This window comes from Salinifilum ghardaiensis (assembly GCF_054491345.1).
In genome coordinates this window covers 822293-843984 of record NZ_CM137101.1, presented here as the reverse complement: position 1 = coordinate 843984, position 21692 = coordinate 822293, and the positions used below count along the sequence as shown (strand labels likewise).

Genomic DNA, 21692 nt, shown 5'->3' with positions numbered 1-21692 from the left:
GTCCCCCACGCCCGATCGGAGCCGGACACCGCTCGGCCGCGCCGCCGGTGCGGGGCGGGTCGGGCTCCGGTGCCGTCACAGCTTCGTGGCGCGGCGCTTGCCGTGCGCGGCGCGCCGCGCCTTGAGCATCGAGAACCGGTCCTGCTGGGCCTTCTTGTCACCGAAGACGAGACCGGAGATGGCGTCCTCCACCTCGTCCGGGTTGGGCACGTAGCCGACGCGGTTGAGCGCCTGGATCTGGCCCGCCGACTCGACGATCAGCGTGCCGTAGCCGAGCAGCCGGCCGGGCACGCTGCGGTGGAAGGTCAGGTCGGTGACCTTGGTGACCGGCATCATCGCCACGTTGGTCGTGAAGATCCCGCTGGTGAGCAGGAACCGCTTGTCGGTGACGACGATGCGCTCGACGTACCAGTCGAGCACCTGGTAGGCGAACCGCAGCAGCACGACCAGCCCGAGGTACCAGAGGACGTTCTGCGCCAGCGACGCCCCCGGGGGGATCAGGTGGGACACCATGACGAGGCCGATGAGCAGCCCCACGGCCTCGAACAAGTCCCACATGAGACAGGCCCAGTGCCGCCGGACGCGGATGACCCGGCGTTCCGTGTCGAGCAGGTACTCGTCGGGGTCTCTAGGGGAGAACACGGTGTCCCACCTTCCCAGCCCGCGGGCTACACGAACAGATTCTCCATGAAGGTGATGACGGATTGAGCGGCCGACCGGAGGCTGCCGAGTATGCCGGTGACCAGGTCGCTGGCCTGTGTCGGTGAGCTGAACAGGAAGAACAACAGGAACGCGACAACGGTCCAGGTCAGAATTTTCTTGATGTTCACTGTGACGCACCCCGTCCAAATGCCCGTGATGTAGCGCAGGCGCTTGCCGATCCGTTGTACCGCACCGAGCCGCCGAACGGGAGCACTGTCCCGCACTTGGGTCAGTCTCCCAGCGGCACCCGACTTCCAACTACCCTCCGTGTCGGTGATCTTACCCGACGACAACGCCGACTGCCGGGCGGGCACGTCGAACGTGCTCCGCACGGGTGAGGACTACAGGTCAGACGGCGGAATTTCGCGCGCTGCCCGGCGCGCTCGCAGCAGTCGCGTTTCCGTCCACAGAGGACGGAACTGCGCCGGGTGGAGCAGCGGTGGCCGCCCGCCCGGGACCGCCGCGGGGCGGCCGGCGGCGGGCACCGGGTGCCGGAATGCCCCCGCCCTCCAGCGCACCCGGGAATCGCGGAATCCGCGCCGGCGGCGCGGCGGAATCGCGGAAAACCGAACCCGCGCCGCGCGGCAGCCCCGCGCGGCGGGAATTCCGGAAGGGGCGGGCCGGGCGCCGCGAAATCCCGGCGGCGGAAAACGCAATCCGTCCGGACGAATCGAGCTCCCGCATTCCGGGATGCACTCCGGTGGGATCGACGGAGCGCGCGGACACCTCCCCCGCCCACCGCGGCCGGGGAGCGCGCACCGCTCTCCCCCGAGCGGAGCAGCGGGGCGTCAGGACGTGGACGGCGGCGGGCGCATCGCCAGCCGCGCCAGCATGTTCCGCCCCTGCTCGGCGTGCTTCGGCTGGGACAGCACGTCGTAGCGGCCCGCGACGAGCTGGCTGGCCGAGGAGAAGTCGCGCCGCCCGCGGGCCGAGGCGTAGGTCACCGCGGCGAAGACGAGGCCGAAGAGCACACCGACGCCCAGCCCGACGAGCACCGGCCCGAACCAGCTGCTCTCCGGCGGCGTGAACAGACCCATGAGGATGCCCACGAACAGACCGAACCACGCGCCCGACGCGGCCCCGCCGCCGAGCACGCGGCCCCACGTCAGGCGCCCCGTGACGCGCTCCACGAGCATGAGGTCCACACCGACGATGGTGACCTCCTGCACCGGGAACTCGTTGTCGGCCAGGTAGTCGACGGCGCGCTGGGCCTCCTCGTACGTGCTGTAGGAACCGATGGGCCATCCGGTCGGCGGCGTGGGCAGGTTCGGCGTGCCCGGCGTCGGCCGGCCGCCACCGGTGAACGGGTTGGACACCGTTGACACCTCCGAGAAGCGTGCTGCCACGAGCTGGGGCCGACCGGGCTCCCCGTCCCGAGGAGCACTTCCTGCGCGAACGTCCTCTTCGCCACCAGGGTACCGCGTTCGACCCGCCCCAGATCGTCTCATCACACCTGATCGGCGCGCCGACGCGGCGGCAGCACGTCCACCAGGCCGACGAACAGCGCCTGCACCGCGGCCGCGAACACCGCGCCGGTGAACACCCACCCGCCGGACACGACGCCGAGGCCGGCCAGCTCCCAGGCCAGCGGTACGAGGACGAAGCACGCCGCGCTGAGCACGCTCGCCTCAGCCCGCGCCTCGCGGTGGTAGGCGAACGCGGCGAACCACGTCAGCACCCCCAGCACCGCGGCGAGTCCGAGCGGGGTCAGGCGCACCCCGGTGGTGAACACAGCACCGGCCGCCACCACCAGCACGGCACCGAGCGCGATCGCGGCGGCCCACCGCCGCGCACCGCCGCCGAGGGCCCGCGTGCCGAGCGCCCCCGCGCAGCCGGCCGCCACCACCGCCAGCACCCCGGCCAGCAGCACGCCCGGCCCGAAGGACGCCCCCGAGACGTCGAACAGCAACCGCGGCAGCCCCCCGCCGGAGCCGAGCACGGCGTCCAGCGACGAACCGCTGCGGATGCCCTCGCCCGGGGCCACCGCTGCCGTCGGCGCCAGCGGCCCCGTGCACAGCACCGCGGTCGCCGCGGCGAAGCCCAGCGCCGCCGCCCGCAGCGGCACGGCGCAGGCGAGCACGGCCAGCAGGGCGACCGGCTTGCCCAGGGTCAGCGCGGCCCGGCCGAACCAGGCGGCCACCCCGCCGCCCCGGGGCCGGACGGCCCCGTAGGCCACCAGCCCGAGCCGCAGCGCCACGCGAGCCCGGTGGCGCGCGGGCAGGTCGCCGAGGCGCTCGCGCCCCACCTCGTACTCGGCGACCCGCCGCGCGATCCCGTCCGGCCCCGCCACCGCGGAGTCGTCCGGCGCCGTCCGGGCAGCCGGCTCGGCTGGCTCGGCCTGCTCGGACCCGCCGGCCTGCTCGGACCCGCCGGCCTGCTCGGACCCGCCGGCCTGCTCGGAACCACCGGCCGACTCGGAACCGCCGGCCGGCCCGGAACCGCCGGCGCCGGTCTCCCCGCCCGGGCGCGCACCGACCGGAACCGAGCCGTCGGTGCCGGTCGCCCCGGCCCTCTCCACGTGCGGCAGTTCCTCGGCCGCGATCATCCAGTGCACCCGCTCGACGAGCACCCGCCGCGTCGCGACCAGCTCGTGCGCCTCCTCCGGCCGGGCGAACAGATCCGCCAGCTCCTTGCCCACGTCCTCGGAGCAGCGCTCCCACAGCTCGCCGAGGAACTCCCGCCACCGCTCCTGCTCGCCCCGCTGCGCACCGAGCTCCGCAGCGGACGGGGTGCTCACGATCCGGCGCAGCGCGCCGGTGAGCTCCTCGGCGCCGTCGGCGCGCCGCACCCAGCGGTCCGGGTCGACCAGCAGCCGCACGAGGCTCGCGGCGGCGTCCATCCGGCCCCACATCCAGTCGTTGGCCCGCCAGCTCGCGGACAGGAACGCGGCGAAGTTGCCGAGATCACCGCCGCGGACCTTGTCCGCCGCGGCCGTCCGCTCCGCACCGCGCCGCAGCGCGGTGAACGGCAGCGGAGTGGGTTCGTCGCTGGCCACGCGCAGCAGGTTGATCGTCGTGCCCGGGTCCCGCCCGAGGTCCAGCCCGGCGGTGAGCACGACGAGCTGCTGCAGCACCGCCGCCGGATCGGCCGCCCGCTCCAGCAGGTCGTAGCCCAGCTGCGCGGCCGTCTCCGGCTCCGAGCGCGCAGCGGCGGAGCCGGCGAGCCGCTGCACGACCTCGTCCAGCACGGCGCGGGCCTCGGCCACCGCGTCGACCGGCTCGGACTCCTCCGCGACCGCGTCCCCGCCCGAGGAGTCCACGACGGATTCGAGCTCGCGGGCGAAGTCCGCCAGGTGCGCGGCGAACGCGTCGGCCTCGGTGATCGCCCGCAGCGTCGCTGCCAGCAGCGGGCGCACCGGGGAGGGCAGCCGGCGCTGCAGCCGCTCGCGGCGCTGCCACACGCGCCGCACCCACGCGTCGATCTCGCCGCGTTCGACGATCGGCTCCCAGCGCGCGCCGTGCAGCCAGTACCGGTCGGCGCAACCGGCGAGGACCTCGGTGAACGTCCACAGGCGGTAGAGCACGTCCTTGCACCCGCCCACGTCGGCGCCCTGCACCGCCTCCAGGTCCCGGGCCCAGCCGAGGCACTCGCGCACGGCCGCGCGCAGGCCGGTGACGTCGTGCAGCGCCTCCGGACCGACGAGCTCGGGCAGCACGGCCGACAGCCGCGGGCGCAGGTCGGCCACCGCCTCCGCCGACCACTCCTCCAGCGGCTCCCGCGTCGTCGGCGTCAGCGGGCGCTCCGGCTCCACCTCGTGCGGTGCGGTGAGCAGCCGGTACGTGGCCTGCGCGTCGAGTTCCGCCCGCAGGGAGGTGCTGCGGGTGCGCAGGACCTCCGCGTGCCGCTCGAGCTCGTCCGGGCGGCGCTCCGGTTCGGCCCGGCGCACCGGTGCGAGCAGTTCCGCGCGGCGGGCCTCCCGGCGCCGCACCGCGTCGTTGTGCTCCCACAGCACCTCGAGGTCCGAGCGCAGCGACTCCTGGCTGAGCCGGGCCTTGAGCGCGGTGGAGGTCACCGGCAGCGGCAGGCCGTCGGGGCGTCCCGCGGGTTCGGCCGCCTCCGGGTTGAGGTAGAGCAGCCAGCGGCTCGTGGGGCGGTTCGCGGGGGCGCGGGCGATCGCGCGGATGGCCGCGGCCACGGGGATGTTGTCCACCACCCCGCCGTCGATCACGCGGAACGGCGCGTCGGTCCGGTCGGTGGCCTCGGTGAACACGCCGAACAGGTTCGGCTCCCCGGCCGGCGGCCGGTGCGGCGAGCTGTGCACGCGGGAGGGTTCGAAGGCGAACGGGTAGCTGGCGGAAGTGCGCGCGGCGTGCGCCAGCCGCCCCGCCGTCGTCGTGACGTCCGCCCCGGTGCCGAAGTCCGAGAGCGGATCACCGGGCACGCCGTGCTGCTGGAACCGCAGGCCCGCTTCGCGCCGCCGCAGGTGCAGCGAGGCACCGCGGTCGTCGTGCTGGTGGTCGGGGCGCGGGTCGAGCAGCGTGGCGGTCAGCAGCAGGTCCAGCCGCGCGGGCAGCCCGCCGGGTTCGGTGGCGTGGTCGAGGATCGCCCGCGCCAGGTGGGGGCGCAGGTACCCGTCGGCGTCCAGCAGCGACCGGGGCGCGGGCTGCCCGAAGCGCGGCGTCTCGTGCGCCATGGCCTCGATGTCGGCCAGGCGCACCCACAGGTCCCGCATCCGGTCGAACGGCACGCCGTAGACGAGGCCCGCGGCGAGCAGGCTGCCGTTGAGCCCGCCGGCCGAGGCGCCCGCCAGGACGTCGACGCCGACCGAGTCGTAGCCGGCCAGGCGGACGAGCTCGGCCCACGGGTGCGCGGCCGCGTCCTCCTCCTCGGCCAGCGCGCGGCGCAGCCGGTCGATCTCCGCGACCGCTCCGCCGATCCACACCCCCAAGCTCGCACCGCCCCGCATGGCCAGTGCCAACCGGAGCTCTCCCCGGTCCTCCGAGCCCGCCGTGCTGCCCACCTGGACGCTTCCACCTCTCGTTCGCTGCACCCGTCCGCGGAGAACCTACCGCGTGCGCGGGCGCGGCGGGGCGGAGATCGCGGGGAACGGGCGGTGCTACTCCTCCGGCGGCACCCACCGGTCGCTGCGCTGCAGACCGGCCGCGCGCCCCTTGCCCGCGACGACCAGCGCCATCTTGCGGGAGGCCTCGTCGATCATCTCGTCGCCGAGCATCGCCGCCCCCCGGGCTCCGCCGGAGGCGGAGGTGTACCACGCGTAGGCGTCGAGGATGTTCTCCGCGTGGTCGTAGTCCTCCTGCCGCGGGGAGAACAGCTCGTTGACGACGTCCACCTGCTCCGGGTGCAGCACCCACTTGCCGTCGAAGCCGAGCGCGGCGGTGCGGCCGCCGACCCGCCGCAGCCCGTCGGCGTCCTTGATCTGCAGGTACGGCCCGTCGACCGCCTGCACGCCGTGGGCGCGGGCGGTGGTGAGCAACCGCATGAGCACGTAGTGGTAGGCGTCGCCGACGTCGTAGCCGGGCGGCTGGTGGCCGACGGCCAGCGAGCGCATGTTGATCGAGGCCATGAAGTCGGCCGGCCCGTAGACGAGCGCTTCCACGCGCGGCGAGGCGGCGGCGATCGCGTCGACGGCCGCGAGGCCCGCGGCGCTCTCGATCTGCGGCTCGACGCCGATCGCGCCCGCGGGCAGCCCGCAGGCCCGCTCGATCTGCGTCAGCATCAGGTCCAGCCAGCGCACGTGCTCGGCGGCGTCGGCCTTGGGCAGGATGATCGTGTCGACGTGCGCGCCCGCGCGCTCCACCACGCTCACGACGTCCTGGTAGGTCCACGCGGTGTCGAGGGCGTTGACGCGCACCGAGCGGGTCCTGCCTCCCCAACCGCCGGCCTCGAGCGCCTCGACCACCCGGTCCCGGGCCTCGGCCTTGGCCAGCGGAGCCACCGCGTCCTCCAGGTCGAGGAAGAACTGGTCCACCTCCAGCCCGCGCGCCTTGTCGATCATCTTGGCGCTCGAGCCGGGGACGGCCAGGCAGCTGCGCCGGGCCCGATGGCGGTCGACCATGGTGCCTCCAACCGGTGCGGGTGCGGTCCGAGCCGCCTGTCTATCACGCGGGCGGCGGCCGGGAGCCCGTGCCGAACACCACTCCGCTGCGCTCCGCGCGCCCCTCAGGGAGGCCGCTCGGCCCACATGGCCAGCACGGCCGGGGCCGGTTCGGCGGTGGCCCGGTACTCCGCGCGGGTCATCCAGGCGAGCTCGGCGATCTCCGCGGCCGGCCGCGGCTCGCCGCGGAGCTGCCCGGTGTAGCAGCTGAGCTCGACCTGCACGCCCGCGCCCTGACCCACGGCGTCGGCGCGGTAGCGGCCGAGCAGCCGGGGCGCGCGCACCTCGCCGCCGAGTTCCTCGCGCACCTCGCGCCGCAGGGCCTCCAGCTCGGTCTCACCGGGGTCGATCTTGCCACCGGGCAGGTAGAAGGAGCGCTGGCGCGCCGCGCGGACGAGCAGCAGTCGCCCGGCGGCGAAGTGGACGAGGCCGACCGCGCGGATGACGGCCCGCCGGCGGCCCGCGACGTCCTCGTCGCCCGCGGGGTCCGGGCGGGGTGCGGGGTCGTGTTCGCGTTCGTGCACCCGTTCAGGCTTGCGCACGGTTCCCGGGCGGTGCGGGCACCCCTCCCTCGGACAGCCGCAGGCAGATCCGGTGCAGCGCGTCGAGGTCGCCGGCGGCCGCGTGCACGAAGTAGTCGGCGACGCCGGAGCGGTGCGTGCTCACCGCGCCCCGCAGGCGCTGCTCCCCCCGCTCCGTGATCACCGCCTGGATGCCGCGCCCGTCGGAGCGCACGCGCACGCGGTCCACCAGTCCGAGGCGCTCCAACCGGTCGACCAGGCGCGTCACGCCGGAGCGGGACAGCAGCACCGCGTCGGCGAGCTCGGTCATGCGCAGCCGCTGCCCGGGCGCGTCGACGAGCGCCTCGAGGACCTCGAACGCGGCCAGCGACAGCTTCTGCTCGTCGATGAGGTCGCTTTCCAGGCAGCGCGTCACCCGGGCGTACGCGCGCAGAAAGCTGCGGTACGCCAGGACCTCGTCGTGGGTCGGTAATCGGTCGAGCTCCGCGTGAGCCACGCCCGCGATATTACGAAACGCGATCGCGTGACTTCGCACAGCCCCGGTCGACCCTCCCGACACGCGGACTCGCGACCCCCTGCCGTTGAGTTCGACAGGGCCTCGGCCGGACAATCGAGACGATCCCTCCGACGGAGGGCGATCTCACGCCGCCGCGCACAGCGGTATTACCCGTCCGTAGCATGGTGGGTGAGCGCACACGCAGGAAAGGTCGGTGTCAGGCAGTCGTGACTACGCAGTCCACCCCCGCCGAGAAGGACATCCGCAGTGCTCTCGGCGAGGTCCACGACCCGGAGATCCACAAGCCGATCACCGAGCTGGGCATGGTCAAGTCCGTCTCGATCGGCGACGACGGGGACGTGACCGTCGAGGTGTACCTGACGGTCGCGGGCTGCCCCATGCGGGAGACCATCACGCAGCGGGTGGACACCGCGGTCTCCGCGGTGGGAGGCGTCCGCTCCGTGCACGTCGAGCTCGACGTGATGAGCGACGAGCAGCGCACCCAGCTGCGCCAGCAGCTCCGCGGCGACTCCGAGGAACCCCGCATCCCGTTCGCGGAACCGGGGTCGATGACCCGGGTGTACTGCGTGGCCTCCGGCAAGGGGGGCGTGGGCAAGTCCAGCGTCACCGTGAACCTGGCGGCCTCGATGGCCGAGCGCGGCCTGTCCGTCGGCGTCGTCGACGCGGACATCTACGGCCACTCGGTGCCGCGCATGCTCGGCACGGAGGGCAAACCCACCCAGGTCGAGAAGATGATCATGCCGCCGCAGGCGCACGGCGTGAAGCTCATCTCCATCGGCATGTTCACCCCGGGCAACACCCCGGTCGTCTGGCGCGGCCCCATGCTGCACCGCGCGCTGCAGCAGTTCCTCTCGGACGTGTTCTGGGGCGACCTGGACGTGCTGCTGCTCGACCTGCCCCCGGGCACCGGCGACGTCGCGCTGTCCACGGCGCAGCTGATCCCCAACGCCGAGATCCTCGTCGTGACCACGCCGCAGCAGGCCGCCGCGGAGGTGGCCGAGCGCGCCGGCGCCATCGCGATGCAGACCCGCCAGCGGCTGGCCGGCGTGGTGGAGAACATGTCGTGGATGGAGATGCCCGACGGCACCCGCATGGAGCCGTTCGGCTCCGGCGGCGGGCAGCTCGTGGCGGACTCGCTGAGCCGCTCGGTCGGCACCGACATCCCGCTGCTCGGCCAGGTCCCCCTGGACACGCGGCTGCGCGAGTCGGGTGACCGCGGCTCCCCGCTCGTGCTGGAGGACCCGGACGCGAGCGCGTCCGTGGTGCTGGCCGACGTGGCCAAGCAGTTGTCGACCCGCGCGCGGGGGCTCTCCGGCAAGCTGCTGTCCGTCTCCCCGGCCTAGTGGCCGCGCGGATTGGCTGACGTAGTGGGGCCGGTAGCGGAACCTCAGCGCTTCCCCGGACTGCGGGTGCCCCTCCTCATGTAGCGCCCCTACACAGCGTCGGGACCGTCCTCGCCAGGAAAGCGCTGAGAACCCGCGTCGGGTCGGTCTGCGTGCGTGGGGAGGAAGCGGCTGCGCCGCTTGCCTGACGAGCGGTGCAGCCCGAGCACACAACTGCTCATCCGCGGGCGCCCTCAGAGCAGAGTCCGCGGGTTGGCTGTTGCGGGCGCGCGGACGGGGTAGCTGGGAGGAACCTCCGCGGGGCCTCGCTGCGGGATCCCCGAGTTCCGGCGGCCGCGCTCAGGCGCTCCTCGCGACGGCGAGCATCCCCGTGCCCACGGGCAGCGCCAGCGGCACGAGTTCCTCCTGCGCGCGAACCGCGCCGAGCAGTTCGCGCGCACCGGCGGTGAGCCGCGCCCCGTCCGCCCCGTCCGCGCGGACGCCGTCGAAGGCGACGACACCGCCGGGCCGCAGCAGCCGCAGGCCCAGGTCCAGGTACGCGGCGGGCTCGGTCGTCGCGGTCCGCACGGTCACGAGGTCGTAGCCGCCTTCGGTCAGCCGCGGCAGCACCTCGCGGGCGGCACCGCTGATCAGGCGCACGCGGCTGTGCGGGATGCCGGCCTGGTCCAGGGCCAGCCGCGCCTTCCGCTGCGCCTGCGGGTCGACGTCGATGGAGGTCAGCACGCCGTCCTCGGCCATCCCGCGCACGGTGGCGCAGGTTCCCTCGGCCGCCGTGCCGATCTCCACGGCCGCCTTCGCGCGCAGCACCGCCGCGAGGAAGCGCAGCACCTGCCGCGGCGACGGCGCGGTATCCTCACCGGGGACGTTCGCCGGCGACCGGTCGTCCCGCCGCGCGGGGCCGGCGCCGACCGAGGTCTCGGGTCTCACGCGAGGTAGGCTATTGCACCGCTCCCGCGCGCGGGACGGGGTTGCGCACATCGTTAGGGCTTGGTTGTTTTCCCGGCGTGACCCGATCGCCGCCGAGGTGTTGTGAGTTCCACCACCGCTGCGGCATTCTCAGATTCCTCTCAGTTGCCTATCACCCGGGTTTCACCTGCGTAGACGAGGCTTACCCGCACGTCGCGGCAGTGCCGGAGCCGTTTGCGCACCGGGCGCTGCCGGGAACACGCGAGTCCACCCGGACGTTTCCCGTACGTACCTGCCGCAGGAGGTGGCATTCCGGCCCATGGCAACTCAGCCGATCACTCCCGGCCCGAAGACCGAGGAACTGCCGACCGTGCAGACCCCGGTCTCGCAGCCTGCGGCCACCGGTGAGTCGACCTGGACTCCGCCCACCTGGGACGAAGTCGTGCGCCAGCACGCGGACCGGGTGTACCGGCTGGCCTACCGGCTGAGCGGGAACAAGCACGACGCCGAGGACCTCACCCAGGACACGTTCATCCGGGTGTTCCGCTCCTTGGCCTCCTACAAGCCCGGCACCTTCGAGGGCTGGCTGCACCGCATCACCACGAACCTCTTCCTGGACATGGCCCGCCGCCGCTCGCGGTTGCGCATGGAGGGCCTGCCCGAGGACAGCGAGCGGTTGCCCGGTGGTGATCCGAGCCCGGAGCAGGTCTACCACTCCACCCGGCTCGACCCCGATCTGCAGGCAGCGCTCGACGAGCTCGCCCCCGAGTTCCGCGCCGCGGTCGTGCTCTGCGACGTCGAAGGACTGTCGTACGAGGAGATCGGCGCCACCTTGGGCGTCAAGCTGGGCACCGTCCGCAGCCGGATCCACCGCGGCCGGCAGCTGATGAAGACGACTCTGGAAAAACGCCGTGCGCAGACTCAGGAGGGTTGTTCCGCATGACCGGTGTGCGCGGATGGGGGTTTTCCGAGCAGCACCTCGCACTGGACGCGATCGTCGCGTTCGTCGACGGTGAGCTCAGCGCGAACGCCCGCGACCGCGCGGCGTCCCACCTGGCGCACTGCTCCGCGTGTGCCGCCGAAGCGAGCACGCAGCGGCAGGCCCGCAGCGCCGTCCAGGAGGCCGACTCGCCGGCCATCTCTTCGGACCTGGTGCGCAACCTGCTGTCCATCCCGCACCACACCGAACTGCCCGCGCAGCCGGAAGAGCTGGCGCTGTCCGAGGACGGGCAGCTGCTCACCTCGCAGCGCCTCGGTTCCGGCGCAGCACTGGGCAGCAGCGCTGCCCTGGGCGGCCGCCCTTTTGCCTGCGGCGCACCGCTCGGCTCGGACGCGTCGAACGCGCCCGAGCAGGGTGACGACCGCTCCGCGCAGCCACCGCGGCACGACGGCAAGCGCCGCAGCCGGCACGGCGCCGGCGTGGTGTTCTCCGGGCTGATGCTCGGAGCACTGGCCCTGGTCAACCCGCCCAGCGACGAGCAGGAGACCGTGCCGCAGCGGGCCTCGCTGCCGGACGGCGACAGTCGCCTGCCCGCGACGGCCCGCACGGACCTCGCCCCCGCGAGCACCTCCGCGTCCACGTCCTCGGCACCACAACCGGCACCGCAGCACGAACCCGCTCCCGGCGGCGCAGCGCCCTCCGACGACGCCGGCCGCGTCTCCGCCACCGCCGGCTCCTGACCACCGCCCTCCCGCCCGCTCCGGCGACCGCGCGGTCGCACCGGTAGCGCGCGCACCCCTCCGATGTGGTGAACTCGTGGGCGGCCACGTGTTTCGAACGCATTCCCCGGGGAGCGATGAGCGAGCAGCCGCCAGCATCCGCGCACGGGCCGGGTCGTGGGCGCGACGAGGACGACGCCGACCGGCCGGGCTCGCCGCGCGCGGACCGCGCCTCCCCCGCGTCCGACGAACGACCGGCTGCCGAGGACCCCGCCGCCGCGGCCGCACCGGACCGCCCGCGCCTCCAGCCGCGCCCGCTCGAACGCCCGGCGGTCTCCGACGAGCAGGAAGCGGTCTTCGGCCGGCCCTCCGATGTCCGCGGAAGCTTCGACCGCCGCGAGGACGCCCCGGCCCCGCCGCACGGCCTGCAGCAGCAGCCGCCGACGTCCGAAACCCTCGCCGAGGCGTTCGGCCGCCCGCCGCACAGCGGTGCGACGCTGCAGCGCCCCCCTGGTGAGCAGCCGGGAACCGAGCCCGCGGAGGAACCGGTGAGCTGGGACTCGCCGGAGCAGGAGCCGTGGCGGGACCCGGCCTGCCCGGTCGCGCTCGGACCGCCCGCCGCCCAGGAGGACACCGGCGACGGCGAGCCGGCGCAGCGGGGGCCGCTGCTGAGCGCGCGCGACGTGCTGTTCGGCGGCCGCGTCCGCCCCCGCTCGCTGCTCGCCCTGGGGGCGCTGGCGCTGGTGATCGGCCTGTGCGGGGCGCTGCTGGGCACCTTCGCCGGGCGGGACGGCGGCTCGCTGACGAGCCCGGAGGCGACGCTGGCCGAGGTGGCCCCGGGCGAGGACCGGCCCGCCGGGTCCAGCTCCTCGGTCGCGCAGCGCATCGTCCCCGCCGTGGTCTCCGTCGAGGTGCAGCTGGGCGCGCAGGGCGGCACCGGTTCGGGCGTGGTCATCGACGGCGAGGGCTACGTGCTCACCAACAACCACGTGGTCTCCATGGCCGCCGACTCGCCGAACGCCGAGCTGACCACCGTTTTCCACGACGGCACGCGCGTTCCGGCGCAGCTGGTGGGGCGCGACCCGAAGACCGATCTGGCGGTGCTCAAGGTCGACGTGGCCAACCCGACCGTGGCGCAGCTCGGCAACTCCGACCGGTTGTCCGTCGGCGACGAGGTGCTGGCGGTCGGCTCGCCGCTGGGCCTGTCCGGCACGGTGACCAACGGCATCGTCAGCTCCGTGCACCGGCCGGTGCGCCTGGCCGGGGAGGGCACCGACACCAACGCGGTCATCGACGCGATCCAGACGGACGCGGCGATCAACCCGGGCAACTCGGGAGGCGCCCTGGTGGACGGCAGCGGCGCCGTGGTGGGCATCAACAGCGCCATCCGCACGGCGGACAGCAGCGGCGGCGAAGGCGGATCGATCGGTCTGGGCTTCGCCATCCCGATCGAGGACGCCCGCCGCATCGCCCAGGAGATCATCCGCACCGGGCACGCCCAGCACGCCGACCTCGGGGTGAACGCGAAGTCCGTCACGGACGGGCTGCAGGACGGCGCGCAGGTGCAGAACGTGCGCAACGGCGGTCCGGCCGCCGCAGCGGGGATCGCCGAGGGCGACGTGATCACCCGCGTCGGCGACCGCCCGGTGGGCAGCGCCGACGAGCTGGTCGTCGCGGTGGACGGCCACCGGATCGGCGAGCAGGTCCCGGTGACCGTCGTCCGCCAGGGCCGGGAGCTCGTCTTCGACGTGACCCTCTGAGCAAGAGGTCGAGGGCGGGAGGCCGGCACGCCCCGCCGGAACCCGAGGTGAGGACGGGGTGATGCCGCGGCAACACCCGCGGGAACGCGCGCGAGGCCCGGCGGCGCGGGGTTCCGTCCGCTCCGCGGACCGGTACCCTGGCCGCGGTGGCGCACTCGGACGACCGGGTGGCGGCAACCCCGGAGCACCGGAGGTCCGCGCGGGCCGCGTGTGCGTCGGCGAGAACGACCCGCGCCCTGACGTGCCCGGCCGGGTGCGGCGGGAGACCAGATCCGAAAGGTAGGGCAGGTGTTCGGTTCCATCGGGTGGGGCGAGATCCTGGTCCTGGTCCTCGTCGGCTTGTTCGTGCTCGGCCCCGAACGCCTCCCCGAGGGCGCGGCGTGGTTGGGCCGCACGGTGCGCCAGGTCAAGGACTACGCGACCGGCGCCCGCGATCAGATCCGCTCGGAGCTCGGTCCCGAGTTCGACGAGCTGCGCAAGCCGCTGGAGGACCTCCGCAGCGTCCGCGACCTCAACCCGCGCACCGCCGTGCGCCGGCAGTTGTTCGACTCGGACGGCGACCTGCTCCGCGACTCGACCAGCGGCAACGGCCACGGGAACGGCCACCGTCCCAGCACCGGTCCTTCCAGCACCGGTCCGGACGCCGCTCCGCGGCAGCGCCCGCTCGACTCCGGCGAACGCCCGCCCTACGACAGCGACGCCACCTGACCGGCTCCCCGGGCGCCCCGCCGGACCGGACTCACCGGACACCTGAGCGGGCTCACCTGGCCGGACAGCTGACAGCCCCTCCCCTTCACCCGACCAGGTGGAATCGGTGGACATTTCTCGGGCGGGCTCAGGAGGCGGAGGACGCGGGGGACTCGACGCGCTCGGCCGCGGCGCCGCCCGACCTGCCGCTGTCCGGTTCACCGCTGTCCGGTCGGCGCCTCGAAGCCAGCACCACGCCGAGGGCGGCGAGCACGAACCAGCTGGCCAGCAGCGCGCTCATGCCCGCCCAGCCCCACACGCCGTAGGCGACGCCGCCGAGCACACCGCCGACGCTGCTGCCGCCGTAGTAGGCGAACTGGTAGATCGCGGAGGCCTGCCCGCGCACCCGGCTGCTCGCCCGCGCGCTGACCCACCCGTTGGCGACCGCGTGCGCGGCGAAGAACCCGCCGGTGAACACGACCAGACCGAGCAGCAGCACCGGCAGCCGGTCGGAGAGCATGAGCCCGAGGCCGAGCACGGCGGCCCCCAGTCCGCTGAGCAGGGCCACCGCACGTCCCCACCGGTCGGCGGCGCGCCCGGCCAGCGCCGAGGTCACCGTGCCCGCCGCGTAGGCGAGGAACGCCAGCGCCGCCAGCGCCGGCGGCACGTTCAGCGGTGGCGCGCTGAGCCGGAAGCTCAGCACGTTGTAGACGGCGACGAAGGCGCCCATGCCCAGCGCGGCCACGAAGTACGGCGCGTACAGCACGGGGTCGCGCAGCGCGGCGCTCAGCCCCTCCAGCAGCGGCCGCCAGCGCAGCGGTTCCCGCCGGTGGTGCTGCTCGGCGGGCAGGAGCACGACGAAGGCGGCGGTGCACGCGGCGGCCACCACCGCGACGGTGAACATGCCGCCGTGCCAGCCGAGGAAGTCACCGGCGATGCCGCCGAGCAGCCGCCCGGACATGCCGCCGATGGTGGTGCCCGCGACGTACAGCCCCATGGTCACGCCGAGCTGCCGCCCGCCGGTCTCCTCGGCCAGGTAGGCCGCGGCGATCGCGGCCAGACCGGCGATGGCCGCGCCCTGGACGAGCCGCAGCCCCACCATGAGCGGGAAGTTCCCGACCCACGGCAGGAGCAGCCCGAGCACTTCGGCCGTGACCAGCGAGACGATCATCAGCGTGCGCCTGCTCATCGCCTGCGACAGCGTGCCCAGCGGGACCGCGGCGACGGCGAGGCCGAGGGTCGCGGCGGAGACGAGCAGGGCCGCGGTCCCCGGGGACAGGCCGAACTCCGCCGACAGCTGCGGCAGCACCGGCTGCGGCGTGTACAGCAGCGCGAACAGGGCCAACGCCCCCAGCAGCAGGCTCACGCGGATGCGGCGGACTCGCTCGGGATCGACTGCGCTCACGCCGCCAGGATCGAGCGGCGGTCATTGATGCGTCCAATACGGCGATGTCGGATGATCGGTACAATGACGCATGAATCCACGCTGTCCGAGGAATCTTCGCAGCTCGCGGGGCGCCTCGCTCCCGCGCTGGCGGTGCTGCGCGCGGTCGCCGCTGAGGGGCATCTCACGAGGGCGGGCGAACGGCTGGGCATGCCGCAGCCGACGGTGAGCCGGACGCTCGCGCGGCTGGCCGAGCACGTCGGGCACCCCCTGCTGGTCCACCGCGGGCGCGGGGTGGAGCTCACCCGGGCCGGCGAGCAGCTCGCCGCGTCCGCCGAGGAGGCGCTGCGCACGCTGGAGAACGGCTGCCGCCGCGTGGTCGAGGACCTCGACCCGGAGCGCGGCCGGGTGGCGCTCGGGTTCCAGCACACCATGGGCAGCAGCCTCGTGCCGCCGCTGCTGCGGGACTTCCGCGACCGCCACCCGCAGGTGCGGTTCGACCTCTCCCAGGGGCCGCGGGACGAGCTGGTGGAGCGCACCGCCACCGGCGACCTCGACCTGTGCCTCGTCGCGCCGCTGCCGAACTCGGACCACTGGAACACCGCGCCGCTGCGCACCGAACCGCTGGTCCTCGTGCTGCACGCGGAGCACCGACTGCACCGGAGGAAGCGGCTGCGGCTGGCCGACGCGGCCGAGGAGGAGTTCATCATGATCCGCCACGGCTACGGGATGCGCCGCATCATCACCACCCTGGCCGAACGCGCCGGGGTCGCACCGCGCATCGCTTTCGAGGTCGACGACGTGGACACCGTGCGCGGGCTCGTCGCCGCCGGGCTCGGCATCGCGCTGCTGCCGGAGGCCGAGACCGCGCCCCTGCCCGGCACGGTGGAGGTCCCGCTGCACCCGCCCGCGCACCGCACGATCGGACTCGCCTGGCCGAGGGGGACGAGCCTGCCGCCCGCCGGGGCGCGCTTCCGCGACTTCGCCGCCGAGCAGGCGCGGACCCCGGGGTGCTGAGGGGTCCGCGGATCGGCTGTTGCGGGCGGGTGGATGGGGTAGCTGGGGAGAACCCCCGGCGAGTCCCAGCTGCCCCGACCACCCGCCCCGGACAGCGGACGTCGGGTGGCCACCCGGAACCGAGCACCGGCGAACGCGCCCCGGAGGTGACGGAGAACACCGAACCGGGCGGCGGATGCCGGTGTCCGATTCACGGATTCTGCTCCCGCGGCTCGGAGCGAAGTTGTACAGTGCTCTCCGGATCAAGCACTGATCGCTCGAACTCCAGCAGGGGGACTCCGGACGATGGCTGACAGCAACGCCGACCCGAGCGCGGCGCCGCCACCGCTGCCGCTGCCGAGCACGGACACCACCGCGGGCGCGGGAGCACCGCCGCTCATGGGACTCGGCCTGCTGCAGGGCAGCACGGCACTCGTGAACACCCACGTCAACGACGGCAGCGGCGGCGTGCAGCAGGCCACGTTCAGCGTCGACGTCGAGCAGATCCCCGACCTCGTCGCCAAGTACAAAGAGGCGCGGGAGAAGTTGCACGGGATCCGGCAGAAGGCCAACGATCTACAGCGCCCCGCCGAACCAGCAGCGGACGAGGTCAGCCAGAAGATCAAGCAGTCACTGGGGAACATGGCCGGCGAGGAGCCCGGCCAGCTCTCCTGGGTCGTGGACAAGACCATCGAGCGGCTGAACAACCAGATCGAGCAGCTCGAGGCCGCCCAGCGCGACTACCGCGCCACCGACGACGAAGCCACGCCCCGGCAACTGTGAGGACCACGACCGTGCTCCGCCGCACCACCCTCGGCACCACCGCGCTGCTCGCCGCGCTCGGCCTCGCCGGCTGCGCCCTGCCCGCCGACAGCGGCTCGCAGTCCGAGCAGCCCAGCAGCCAGGCCCAGTCGACACCGGGCCAGCAGCAGGACGCCGCACCGCGGATCGACCAGCCCAAGAACCTGCAGGCCGTCGGCAGTGCGTGCGAGCTGCTGAAACCGGAGCAGCTCCAGCAGCTCGGACTGGGTACCGAACCGAAACCCGACGAATCCCTCTGGGGCGATTCCTCCTGCACCTGGGAGAACGACAACGCCATCGTCTCGCTGACCCAGCAGAACAGGATCGGCGCACAGGGGATGTACAAGAACGCCAAGTCGTTCGACGAGTACCACCCGGCCGAGGTGCAGGGGTATCCCGCCAACCACACGGACCGGCAGAGCCTCCTCTGCACCACGGACGTCGGCGTCTCCGACAGCGCGTCGTTCCGGGTCGACTTCACCCGCACCGGCGGCAAGGCACCCGAGATGCAGGACCCCTGCGGCTTCGCCGACACGATCGCCACCCGAGTGCTGAAGAACATTCCCAACGCCTGACCGACCCGCACGTGTGAGGGGGACACGTCCATGCTTCCAGCCATCGCCGCCGGTGGTGTCGCCATCCTCAGCGCACCCGTCGACAGCGGCAGCAGCGACGACATCACGAACTCGGTGGGGTTCCACCACGAGCAGAAGTACAACCAGATCCACAGCGGTCCCGGCAACCCCGCCATCGAGAAGGCGATCACCGCCTGGCGCAACTCCATCGTCGAGGACTTCGAGGAAGTCTCCGCGCTGCTCGACGAGGCGAACCGCAAGGCCGGTGTCATGTGGCAGGGCCAGGCGGCCGAGCAGCACGGCGACTCGCTGCGCCCGATGACCCAGTTCATCCGGGACGCGCAGGACGTCTCCCGCTCCGTCGGTGACGCCGCCACCGAGCAGGGCGACGCCTTCGGCAAGGTCAAGGGCATGCCCGAGCCGGTGAAGGTCGACGCCACCGACAGCATGCTGGAGAAGGGCGGCGCCTTCCTGTTCGGCACGGAAACGGACCTGCAGAAGCAGGAGCAGCAGGCCACCGAGAAGGCCCAGGAAGCCAAGCGCATCTACGACAACTACGACCAGGCCGTCCAGACGTCGTCCAGCCGGATGCCGGCCTTCCCCACCCCGCCGGAGATGGCCTACGAGCAGAACGCGGGCCCGCGCGGTGGCGGCACCGGCGTCAGCACGTCGACCGGCGCGCCCGGCAGCACCGGAACCTCCCAGCCCGTCGGCGGCGGCATGAGCACCGTGAACGCCACCGGCGGCGGCAGCCAGCTGCCGTCCACCCCGGGCGCGACGGGCACCCCCGCCGGCACCGGCTCGTCCTGGGCGACGCCGCCGGGGACGACCCCGGGTGGTGCGAGCCCGGGCGTGCCGGGGACCCCGGGAACCCCGGGCGCGACGCCCGGTGGTCCCGGTGCGGGCGGCGGAGTCGCCGCTCCCGGCGTGGCCCCGGGCGCTCCGCGCGGCGGCGCGTCCACCGGTGGTCGCACGGGGGCACCCGGGTCCCGCGGCGGCACGGGCTCCCGCGGCGGCACCGGCGCCCGCACCGGCACCGGCGCTCCGGGAGCGCGCGGTGGCGCCGGCAACGGCCTCGGCCCCGGCGGGCGCTCCGGCGTCGGCGCCCCCGGTGCGAACGGCACCGCGAGCGGCACCACCCCGGGCTCCTCGGCCCCGGGGCGCGGGGGCATGGCCGGCGCGCCGGCCCGCGGCGGCCGTCCCGGGGAGGACGAGGAGAACGAGCGCTCCACCTGGCTGGAGGAGAACGACGACGTGTGGTTCAACGACATGCCGCGGACCGCACCGGCCGTCCTCGGCGACTGGGACGCCGAGGAGCGGTAACCCCGGCCGAACCCGCGCGGGCCGGTGGCTCCGTCCGGCGCCACCGGCCCGCGGCCGCATCTGCCGAGGACCGGAAACGCGATCGCGCACCGCCGGCTGCTCGATGTCGGGCACCGGGAGCGGGAGCCGCGCTCGAGGTTCCGCTGCGCCACCACCCCCGGCGGTACCGGCGTCCTCCCGGTGCGGCCGTCAGCGCTGCACGGTCAGCCCCGCCTGGACCACCTTGACCACGAGCTGCGCCCGGTCCCGCGCGCCGAGCTTCACCATCGCCCTGCTGACGTGCGTGCGCACCGTGGCGGGGCTGATCACGAGCTCCTCGGCGATCTCGGTGTTGGACCGCCCGGTGGCCACCCAGGCGGCCATCTCCCGCTCCCGCTCGGTGAGCTCGTCCACGCCCGGCACCGCGTCCTGCGGGGCCGCGGCGCTCCTGCCGAACATGTCGATCACGCGGCGGGTCACCGAGGGCGACAGCAGCGCCTCCCCCGCGGCGACGACGCGGATGCCCGACACCAGGTCGCTCGGCGCCGTGTCCTTGAGGACGAACCCGCTGGCCCCCGCGCGCAGCGCCTCGTAGACGTAGCGGTCGATCTCGAAGGTGGTCACGACGATCACCCGCGTGTGCGCCAGCTCCGGGTCGCAGGTGATGGCGCGCAGCGCGGCGAGCCCGTCCACGCCGGGCATGCGGATGTCGAGCAGCAGCACGTCCGCGCCGGTCTCCCGCACCCGCGCGAGCGTCTGCTCGCCGTCGGCGGCTTCGGCGACCACGGCCATGTCGGACTCCCGGTCGACGAGCACGCGCAAGCCCATGCGCACGAGCTCCTGGTCGTCCGCCACCACGACTCGGATCATCACGCCTCCCCGGCGGGTATCCGCGCGGTCACCCGGAATCCTCCTCCCGCGCCGCTGCCGGTGACCAGTGTTCCGCCGGCGGCCTCCACGCGCTCGCGCATGCCGGAGAGGCCGCGTCCTTCCCGCGCGGTGCCGGTCGCCGAACCGTGGTCGCGCACGTCGACGACGACCTCCGCGCCCTCCCGCCGCACCAGCACCTCGGCGCGCGGGCTGTCAGCGTGCCGCAGCACGTTCGTCAGCGCCTCCCGCACGACCCGGTGGACGAGGCGGCCGAGATCGGCGGGCAGCGGCCGGTCCAGCCCCGCGCTGTCCACGTCCACCCGCAGCCCGCCGGCGCGGACCGCGTCGACGAGCTCGGCGAGCCCGGCGGGGTCCTGCGCGGAGGGTTCCGGCGCGCGCGGCCGGTCGGACGGGTCCGGGTGGAACGTGTCCAGCATGGTGCGCAGCTCGCCGAGCGCGGTGGTGCTGGTGGACTGGATCGCTTCGAGGCTGCGCCGCACCTGGGCGGGGTCCTCGTCGAGCACGAGCAGCGCCACCCCGGCCTGCATGGCCACGGCGGAGAAGCCGTGCCCGGCGATGTCGTGCACCTCCCCGGCCACGCGCATCCGCTCGGCCGTCCTGGCCCGCTCGGCCAGTTCGCGGCGGTCGCGCTCGGCGGCCTTGGCGCGCACCCGCGCCAGCGCCCCGAGGGTCCACGGGATGATCAGCCAGCCGGCCCCGGCGAACGCGGTGAACAGCCACGAGCTGTCCCCGTGCGCTTCGCGCAGCGCGATCACCGCGACGACGGCCGCGGCGGCGGCGGCGCAGGCGGGCAGGGATACCCGGCGGTCGGTGTTCCGGGCGGTTTCGAACAGGGCGAGGAGCACGCACAGCAGCACCGGGCCGAACGCGTACCCGGCGGCCAGGTAGCCCGCCGCCACGAGCACCACGCCGATGAGCGCGAGCAGCGGGGCGCTGCGGCGCCAGGCGAGCAGACCGCCGGCGAGGGCCCCGCTGACGAGCATGCCCGCGTCGGGACCGGTGGCCACGTCCTGGCCGATGTTCGCGCCGATGGTGCCGATCGCGGCGATGACGGCCGCGGCGGCGCCCAGCACCAGGTCACCGGCCGGGGGGCGTTTCGGGAGCAGCGCGATGCGCACGACCGCCACCTCTCGCGGGTAGGGAACGGAGCGCCTCCGGCGGGCGGAGGCGGGGCTCCTCGGCAGGATCTCCCGACCGCGGTCCGGCCGCGCGGGCGCCACCCGCCCGTCGCGGGTGCCCGCTGCCCGCCGTCCCGCGCGGGCGCGGCCGCCCGGGCGCACGACCCGGGCGGCCGCCGGTGCTCCTACTTCTCACCGAGCACCCCGCGCCGGCGGCGGTACTCGTCGGCGTCGATCTCCCCGCGCGCGTACAGCTCCGCGAGCACGGCCTGTCCCGCGCGGGGTCCCGAGCGGCGCTCGGCGCGGCGCCGCAGCAGGACGACCGCGGTCACCACCGCCGCCAGGATCACCAGCCACACCAGGGGGAAGACGAATCCCGGTGGCCCGTGTCCGGCGTGCGGTCCCCACGCCAGCAGCACGTCGTGCATGGTGGTTCACCCCCGTTTCCGATTCCGTCCGGTCGTGCTGGTCACCA

At 74.3% G+C, this 21692-nt stretch carries 21 protein-coding genes; 9 read left to right on the top strand and 12 right to left on the bottom strand.

The window, feature by feature from the left end; translation table 11 throughout:
- Positions 1–75 precede the first annotated feature (75 nt).
- From ACVGV0_RS03775 to ACVGV0_RS03745, 7 genes are all read right to left on the bottom strand, one after another.
- A complete protein-coding gene (locus tag ACVGV0_RS03775; RefSeq protein WP_459158463.1) occupies positions 76–642 on the bottom strand; it encodes a PH domain-containing protein in 567 nt (188 codons plus the stop codon).
- 26 nt (positions 643–668) lie between these two features.
- The gene (locus ACVGV0_RS03770) at positions 669–1034 is read right to left on the bottom strand and encodes a hypothetical protein (protein WP_459158462.1); all 366 of its coding nucleotides are present in this window, start codon (positions 1032–1034) and stop codon (positions 669–671) included.
- A gap of 456 nt (positions 1035–1490) precedes the next feature.
- Positions 1491–2018 (bottom strand): general stress protein, encoded by a 528-nt coding sequence (locus ACVGV0_RS03765; protein WP_459158461.1) that lies wholly within the window; start codon positions 2016–2018, stop codon positions 1491–1493.
- A 131-nt stretch (positions 2019–2149) separates the two neighbouring features.
- Positions 2150–5662 (bottom strand): patatin-like protein, encoded by a 3513-nt coding sequence (locus ACVGV0_RS03760; RefSeq protein WP_459158460.1) that lies wholly within the window; start codon positions 5660–5662, stop codon positions 2150–2152.
- 96 nt (positions 5663–5758) lie between these two features.
- Entirely contained in the window at positions 5759–6718 is a 960-nt protein-coding gene (locus ACVGV0_RS03755) for an HpcH/HpaI aldolase/citrate lyase family protein (RefSeq protein ID WP_459158459.1), read from the bottom strand.
- A gap of 104 nt (positions 6719–6822) precedes the next feature.
- Positions 6823–7281, bottom strand: a complete 459-nt coding sequence (locus ACVGV0_RS03750; protein ID WP_459158458.1) for an NUDIX hydrolase — start codon at positions 7279–7281, stop codon at positions 6823–6825.
- 4 nt (positions 7282–7285) lie between these two features.
- Positions 7286–7774 (bottom strand): MarR family winged helix-turn-helix transcriptional regulator, encoded by a 489-nt coding sequence (locus tag ACVGV0_RS03745; RefSeq protein ID WP_459158457.1) that lies wholly within the window; start codon positions 7772–7774, stop codon positions 7286–7288.
- A 182-nt stretch (positions 7775–7956) separates the two neighbouring features.
- Here ACVGV0_RS03745 and ACVGV0_RS03740 point away from each other — a divergent pair, with 182 nt between their 5' ends.
- Positions 7957–9138, top strand: a complete 1182-nt coding sequence (locus tag ACVGV0_RS03740) for an Mrp/NBP35 family ATP-binding protein (protein ID WP_459158456.1) — start codon at positions 7957–7959, stop codon at positions 9136–9138.
- Between the two features lie 339 nt (positions 9139–9477).
- Here the strand turns inward: ACVGV0_RS03740 and ACVGV0_RS03735 are convergent, their stop codons facing one another.
- Positions 9478–10065 carry an O-methyltransferase gene (locus tag ACVGV0_RS03735; RefSeq protein WP_459158455.1) on the bottom strand — a complete coding sequence of 196 codons (588 nt, stop codon included), beginning with the start codon at positions 10063–10065 and terminating at the stop codon, positions 9478–9480.
- Positions 10066–10363: 298 nt separating this feature from the next.
- Here ACVGV0_RS03735 and sigE point away from each other — a divergent pair, with 298 nt between their 5' ends.
- The 4 genes from sigE (at position 10364) to tatB (ending at position 14171) form a co-directional block, all read left to right on the top strand.
- Positions 10364–10987 carry an RNA polymerase sigma factor SigE gene (sigE, locus tag ACVGV0_RS03730; RefSeq protein ID WP_459158454.1) on the top strand — a complete coding sequence of 208 codons (624 nt, stop codon included), beginning with the start codon at positions 10364–10366 and terminating at the stop codon, positions 10985–10987.
- A complete protein-coding gene (locus ACVGV0_RS03725; RefSeq protein WP_459158453.1) occupies positions 10984–11724 on the top strand; it encodes an anti-sigma factor family protein in 741 nt (246 codons plus the stop codon). The genes sigE and ACVGV0_RS03725 overlap by 4 nt, the downstream gene beginning before the upstream one ends.
- Before the next feature lie 116 nt (positions 11725–11840).
- Positions 11841–13463: a S1C family serine protease gene (locus ACVGV0_RS03720; protein ID WP_459158452.1), complete on the top strand. Its 1623-nt coding sequence runs from the start codon at positions 11841–11843 to the stop codon at positions 13461–13463.
- 288 nt (positions 13464–13751) lie between these two features.
- Complete coding sequence (tatB, locus tag ACVGV0_RS03715; RefSeq protein WP_459158451.1) at positions 13752–14171, top strand: Sec-independent protein translocase protein TatB; 420 nt, start codon at positions 13752–13754, stop codon at positions 14169–14171.
- 127 nt (positions 14172–14298) lie between these two features.
- Here tatB and ACVGV0_RS03710 read toward each other — a convergent pair whose 3' ends face one another.
- A complete protein-coding gene (locus tag ACVGV0_RS03710; protein ID WP_459158450.1) occupies positions 14299–15555 on the bottom strand; it encodes an MFS transporter in 1257 nt (418 codons plus the stop codon).
- 63 nt (positions 15556–15618) lie between these two features.
- Between ACVGV0_RS03710 and ACVGV0_RS03705 the strand changes: the two genes are divergently transcribed.
- The 4 genes from ACVGV0_RS03705 to ACVGV0_RS03690 all read left to right on the top strand — a co-directional run bounded on the left by ACVGV0_RS03705 (position 15619) and on the right by ACVGV0_RS03690 (position 19229).
- Positions 15619–16551 (top strand): LysR family transcriptional regulator, encoded by a 933-nt coding sequence (locus ACVGV0_RS03705; RefSeq protein WP_459158449.1) that lies wholly within the window; start codon positions 15619–15621, stop codon positions 16549–16551.
- Positions 16552–16836: 285 nt separating this feature from the next.
- Positions 16837–17313 carry a hypothetical protein gene (locus ACVGV0_RS03700; protein ID WP_459158448.1) on the top strand — a complete coding sequence of 159 codons (477 nt, stop codon included), beginning with the start codon at positions 16837–16839 and terminating at the stop codon, positions 17311–17313.
- Between the two features lie 11 nt (positions 17314–17324).
- Positions 17325–17906 (top strand): DUF3558 domain-containing protein, encoded by a 582-nt coding sequence (locus tag ACVGV0_RS03695; protein WP_459158447.1) that lies wholly within the window; start codon positions 17325–17327, stop codon positions 17904–17906.
- Between the two features lie 30 nt (positions 17907–17936).
- Complete coding sequence (locus ACVGV0_RS03690; protein WP_459158446.1) at positions 17937–19229, top strand: hypothetical protein; 1293 nt, start codon at positions 17937–17939, stop codon at positions 19227–19229.
- A 189-nt stretch (positions 19230–19418) separates the two neighbouring features.
- On the opposite strand, the gene ACVGV0_RS03685 is transcribed toward ACVGV0_RS03690, so the two are convergent.
- The 3 genes from ACVGV0_RS03685 to ACVGV0_RS03675 all read right to left on the bottom strand — a co-directional run bounded on the left by ACVGV0_RS03685 (position 19419) and on the right by ACVGV0_RS03675 (position 21645).
- Complete coding sequence (locus tag ACVGV0_RS03685; protein ID WP_459158445.1) at positions 19419–20078, bottom strand: response regulator transcription factor; 660 nt, start codon at positions 20076–20078, stop codon at positions 19419–19421.
- A complete protein-coding gene (locus ACVGV0_RS03680) occupies positions 20078–21217 on the bottom strand; it encodes a sensor histidine kinase (RefSeq protein WP_459158444.1) in 1140 nt (379 codons plus the stop codon). The genes ACVGV0_RS03685 and ACVGV0_RS03680 overlap by 1 nt, the downstream gene beginning before the upstream one ends.
- Before the next feature lie 185 nt (positions 21218–21402).
- Positions 21403–21645 carry an SHOCT domain-containing protein gene (locus ACVGV0_RS03675; RefSeq protein ID WP_459158443.1) on the bottom strand — a complete coding sequence of 81 codons (243 nt, stop codon included), beginning with the start codon at positions 21643–21645 and terminating at the stop codon, positions 21403–21405.
- Between the last annotated feature and the right edge of the window lie 47 nt (positions 21646–21692).

What these genes read in the sequence shown, in the direction of transcription:
- ACVGV0_RS03720 (WP_459158452.1), top strand. Translation starts at nt 11,841, where the DNA reads ATGAGCGAGCAGCCGCCAGCATCCGCGCACGGGCCGGGTCGTGGGCGC.
- ACVGV0_RS03755 (WP_459158459.1), bottom strand. Translation starts at nt 6,718, where the DNA reads ATGGTCGACCGCCATCGGGCCCGGCGCAGCTGCCTGGCCGTCCCCGGC.
- ACVGV0_RS03705 (WP_459158449.1), top strand. Translation starts at nt 15,619, where the DNA reads ATGACGCATGAATCCACGCTGTCCGAGGAATCTTCGCAGCTCGCGGGG.
- ACVGV0_RS03685 (WP_459158445.1), bottom strand. Translation starts at nt 20,078, where the DNA reads ATGATCCGAGTCGTGGTGGCGGACGACCAGGAGCTCGTGCGCATGGGC.
- ACVGV0_RS03700 (WP_459158448.1), top strand. Translation starts at nt 16,837, where the DNA reads ATGGCTGACAGCAACGCCGACCCGAGCGCGGCGCCGCCACCGCTGCCG.
- ACVGV0_RS03690 (WP_459158446.1), top strand. Translation starts at nt 17,937, where the DNA reads ATGCTTCCAGCCATCGCCGCCGGTGGTGTCGCCATCCTCAGCGCACCC.
- ACVGV0_RS03740 (WP_459158456.1), top strand. Translation starts at nt 7,957, where the DNA reads ATGGTGGGTGAGCGCACACGCAGGAAAGGTCGGTGTCAGGCAGTCGTG.
- ACVGV0_RS03675 (WP_459158443.1), bottom strand. Translation starts at nt 21,645, where the DNA reads ATGCACGACGTGCTGCTGGCGTGGGGACCGCACGCCGGACACGGGCCA.
- ACVGV0_RS03725 (WP_459158453.1), top strand. Translation starts at nt 10,984, where the DNA reads ATGACCGGTGTGCGCGGATGGGGGTTTTCCGAGCAGCACCTCGCACTG.
- sigE (WP_459158454.1), top strand. Translation starts at nt 10,364, where the DNA reads ATGGCAACTCAGCCGATCACTCCCGGCCCGAAGACCGAGGAACTGCCG.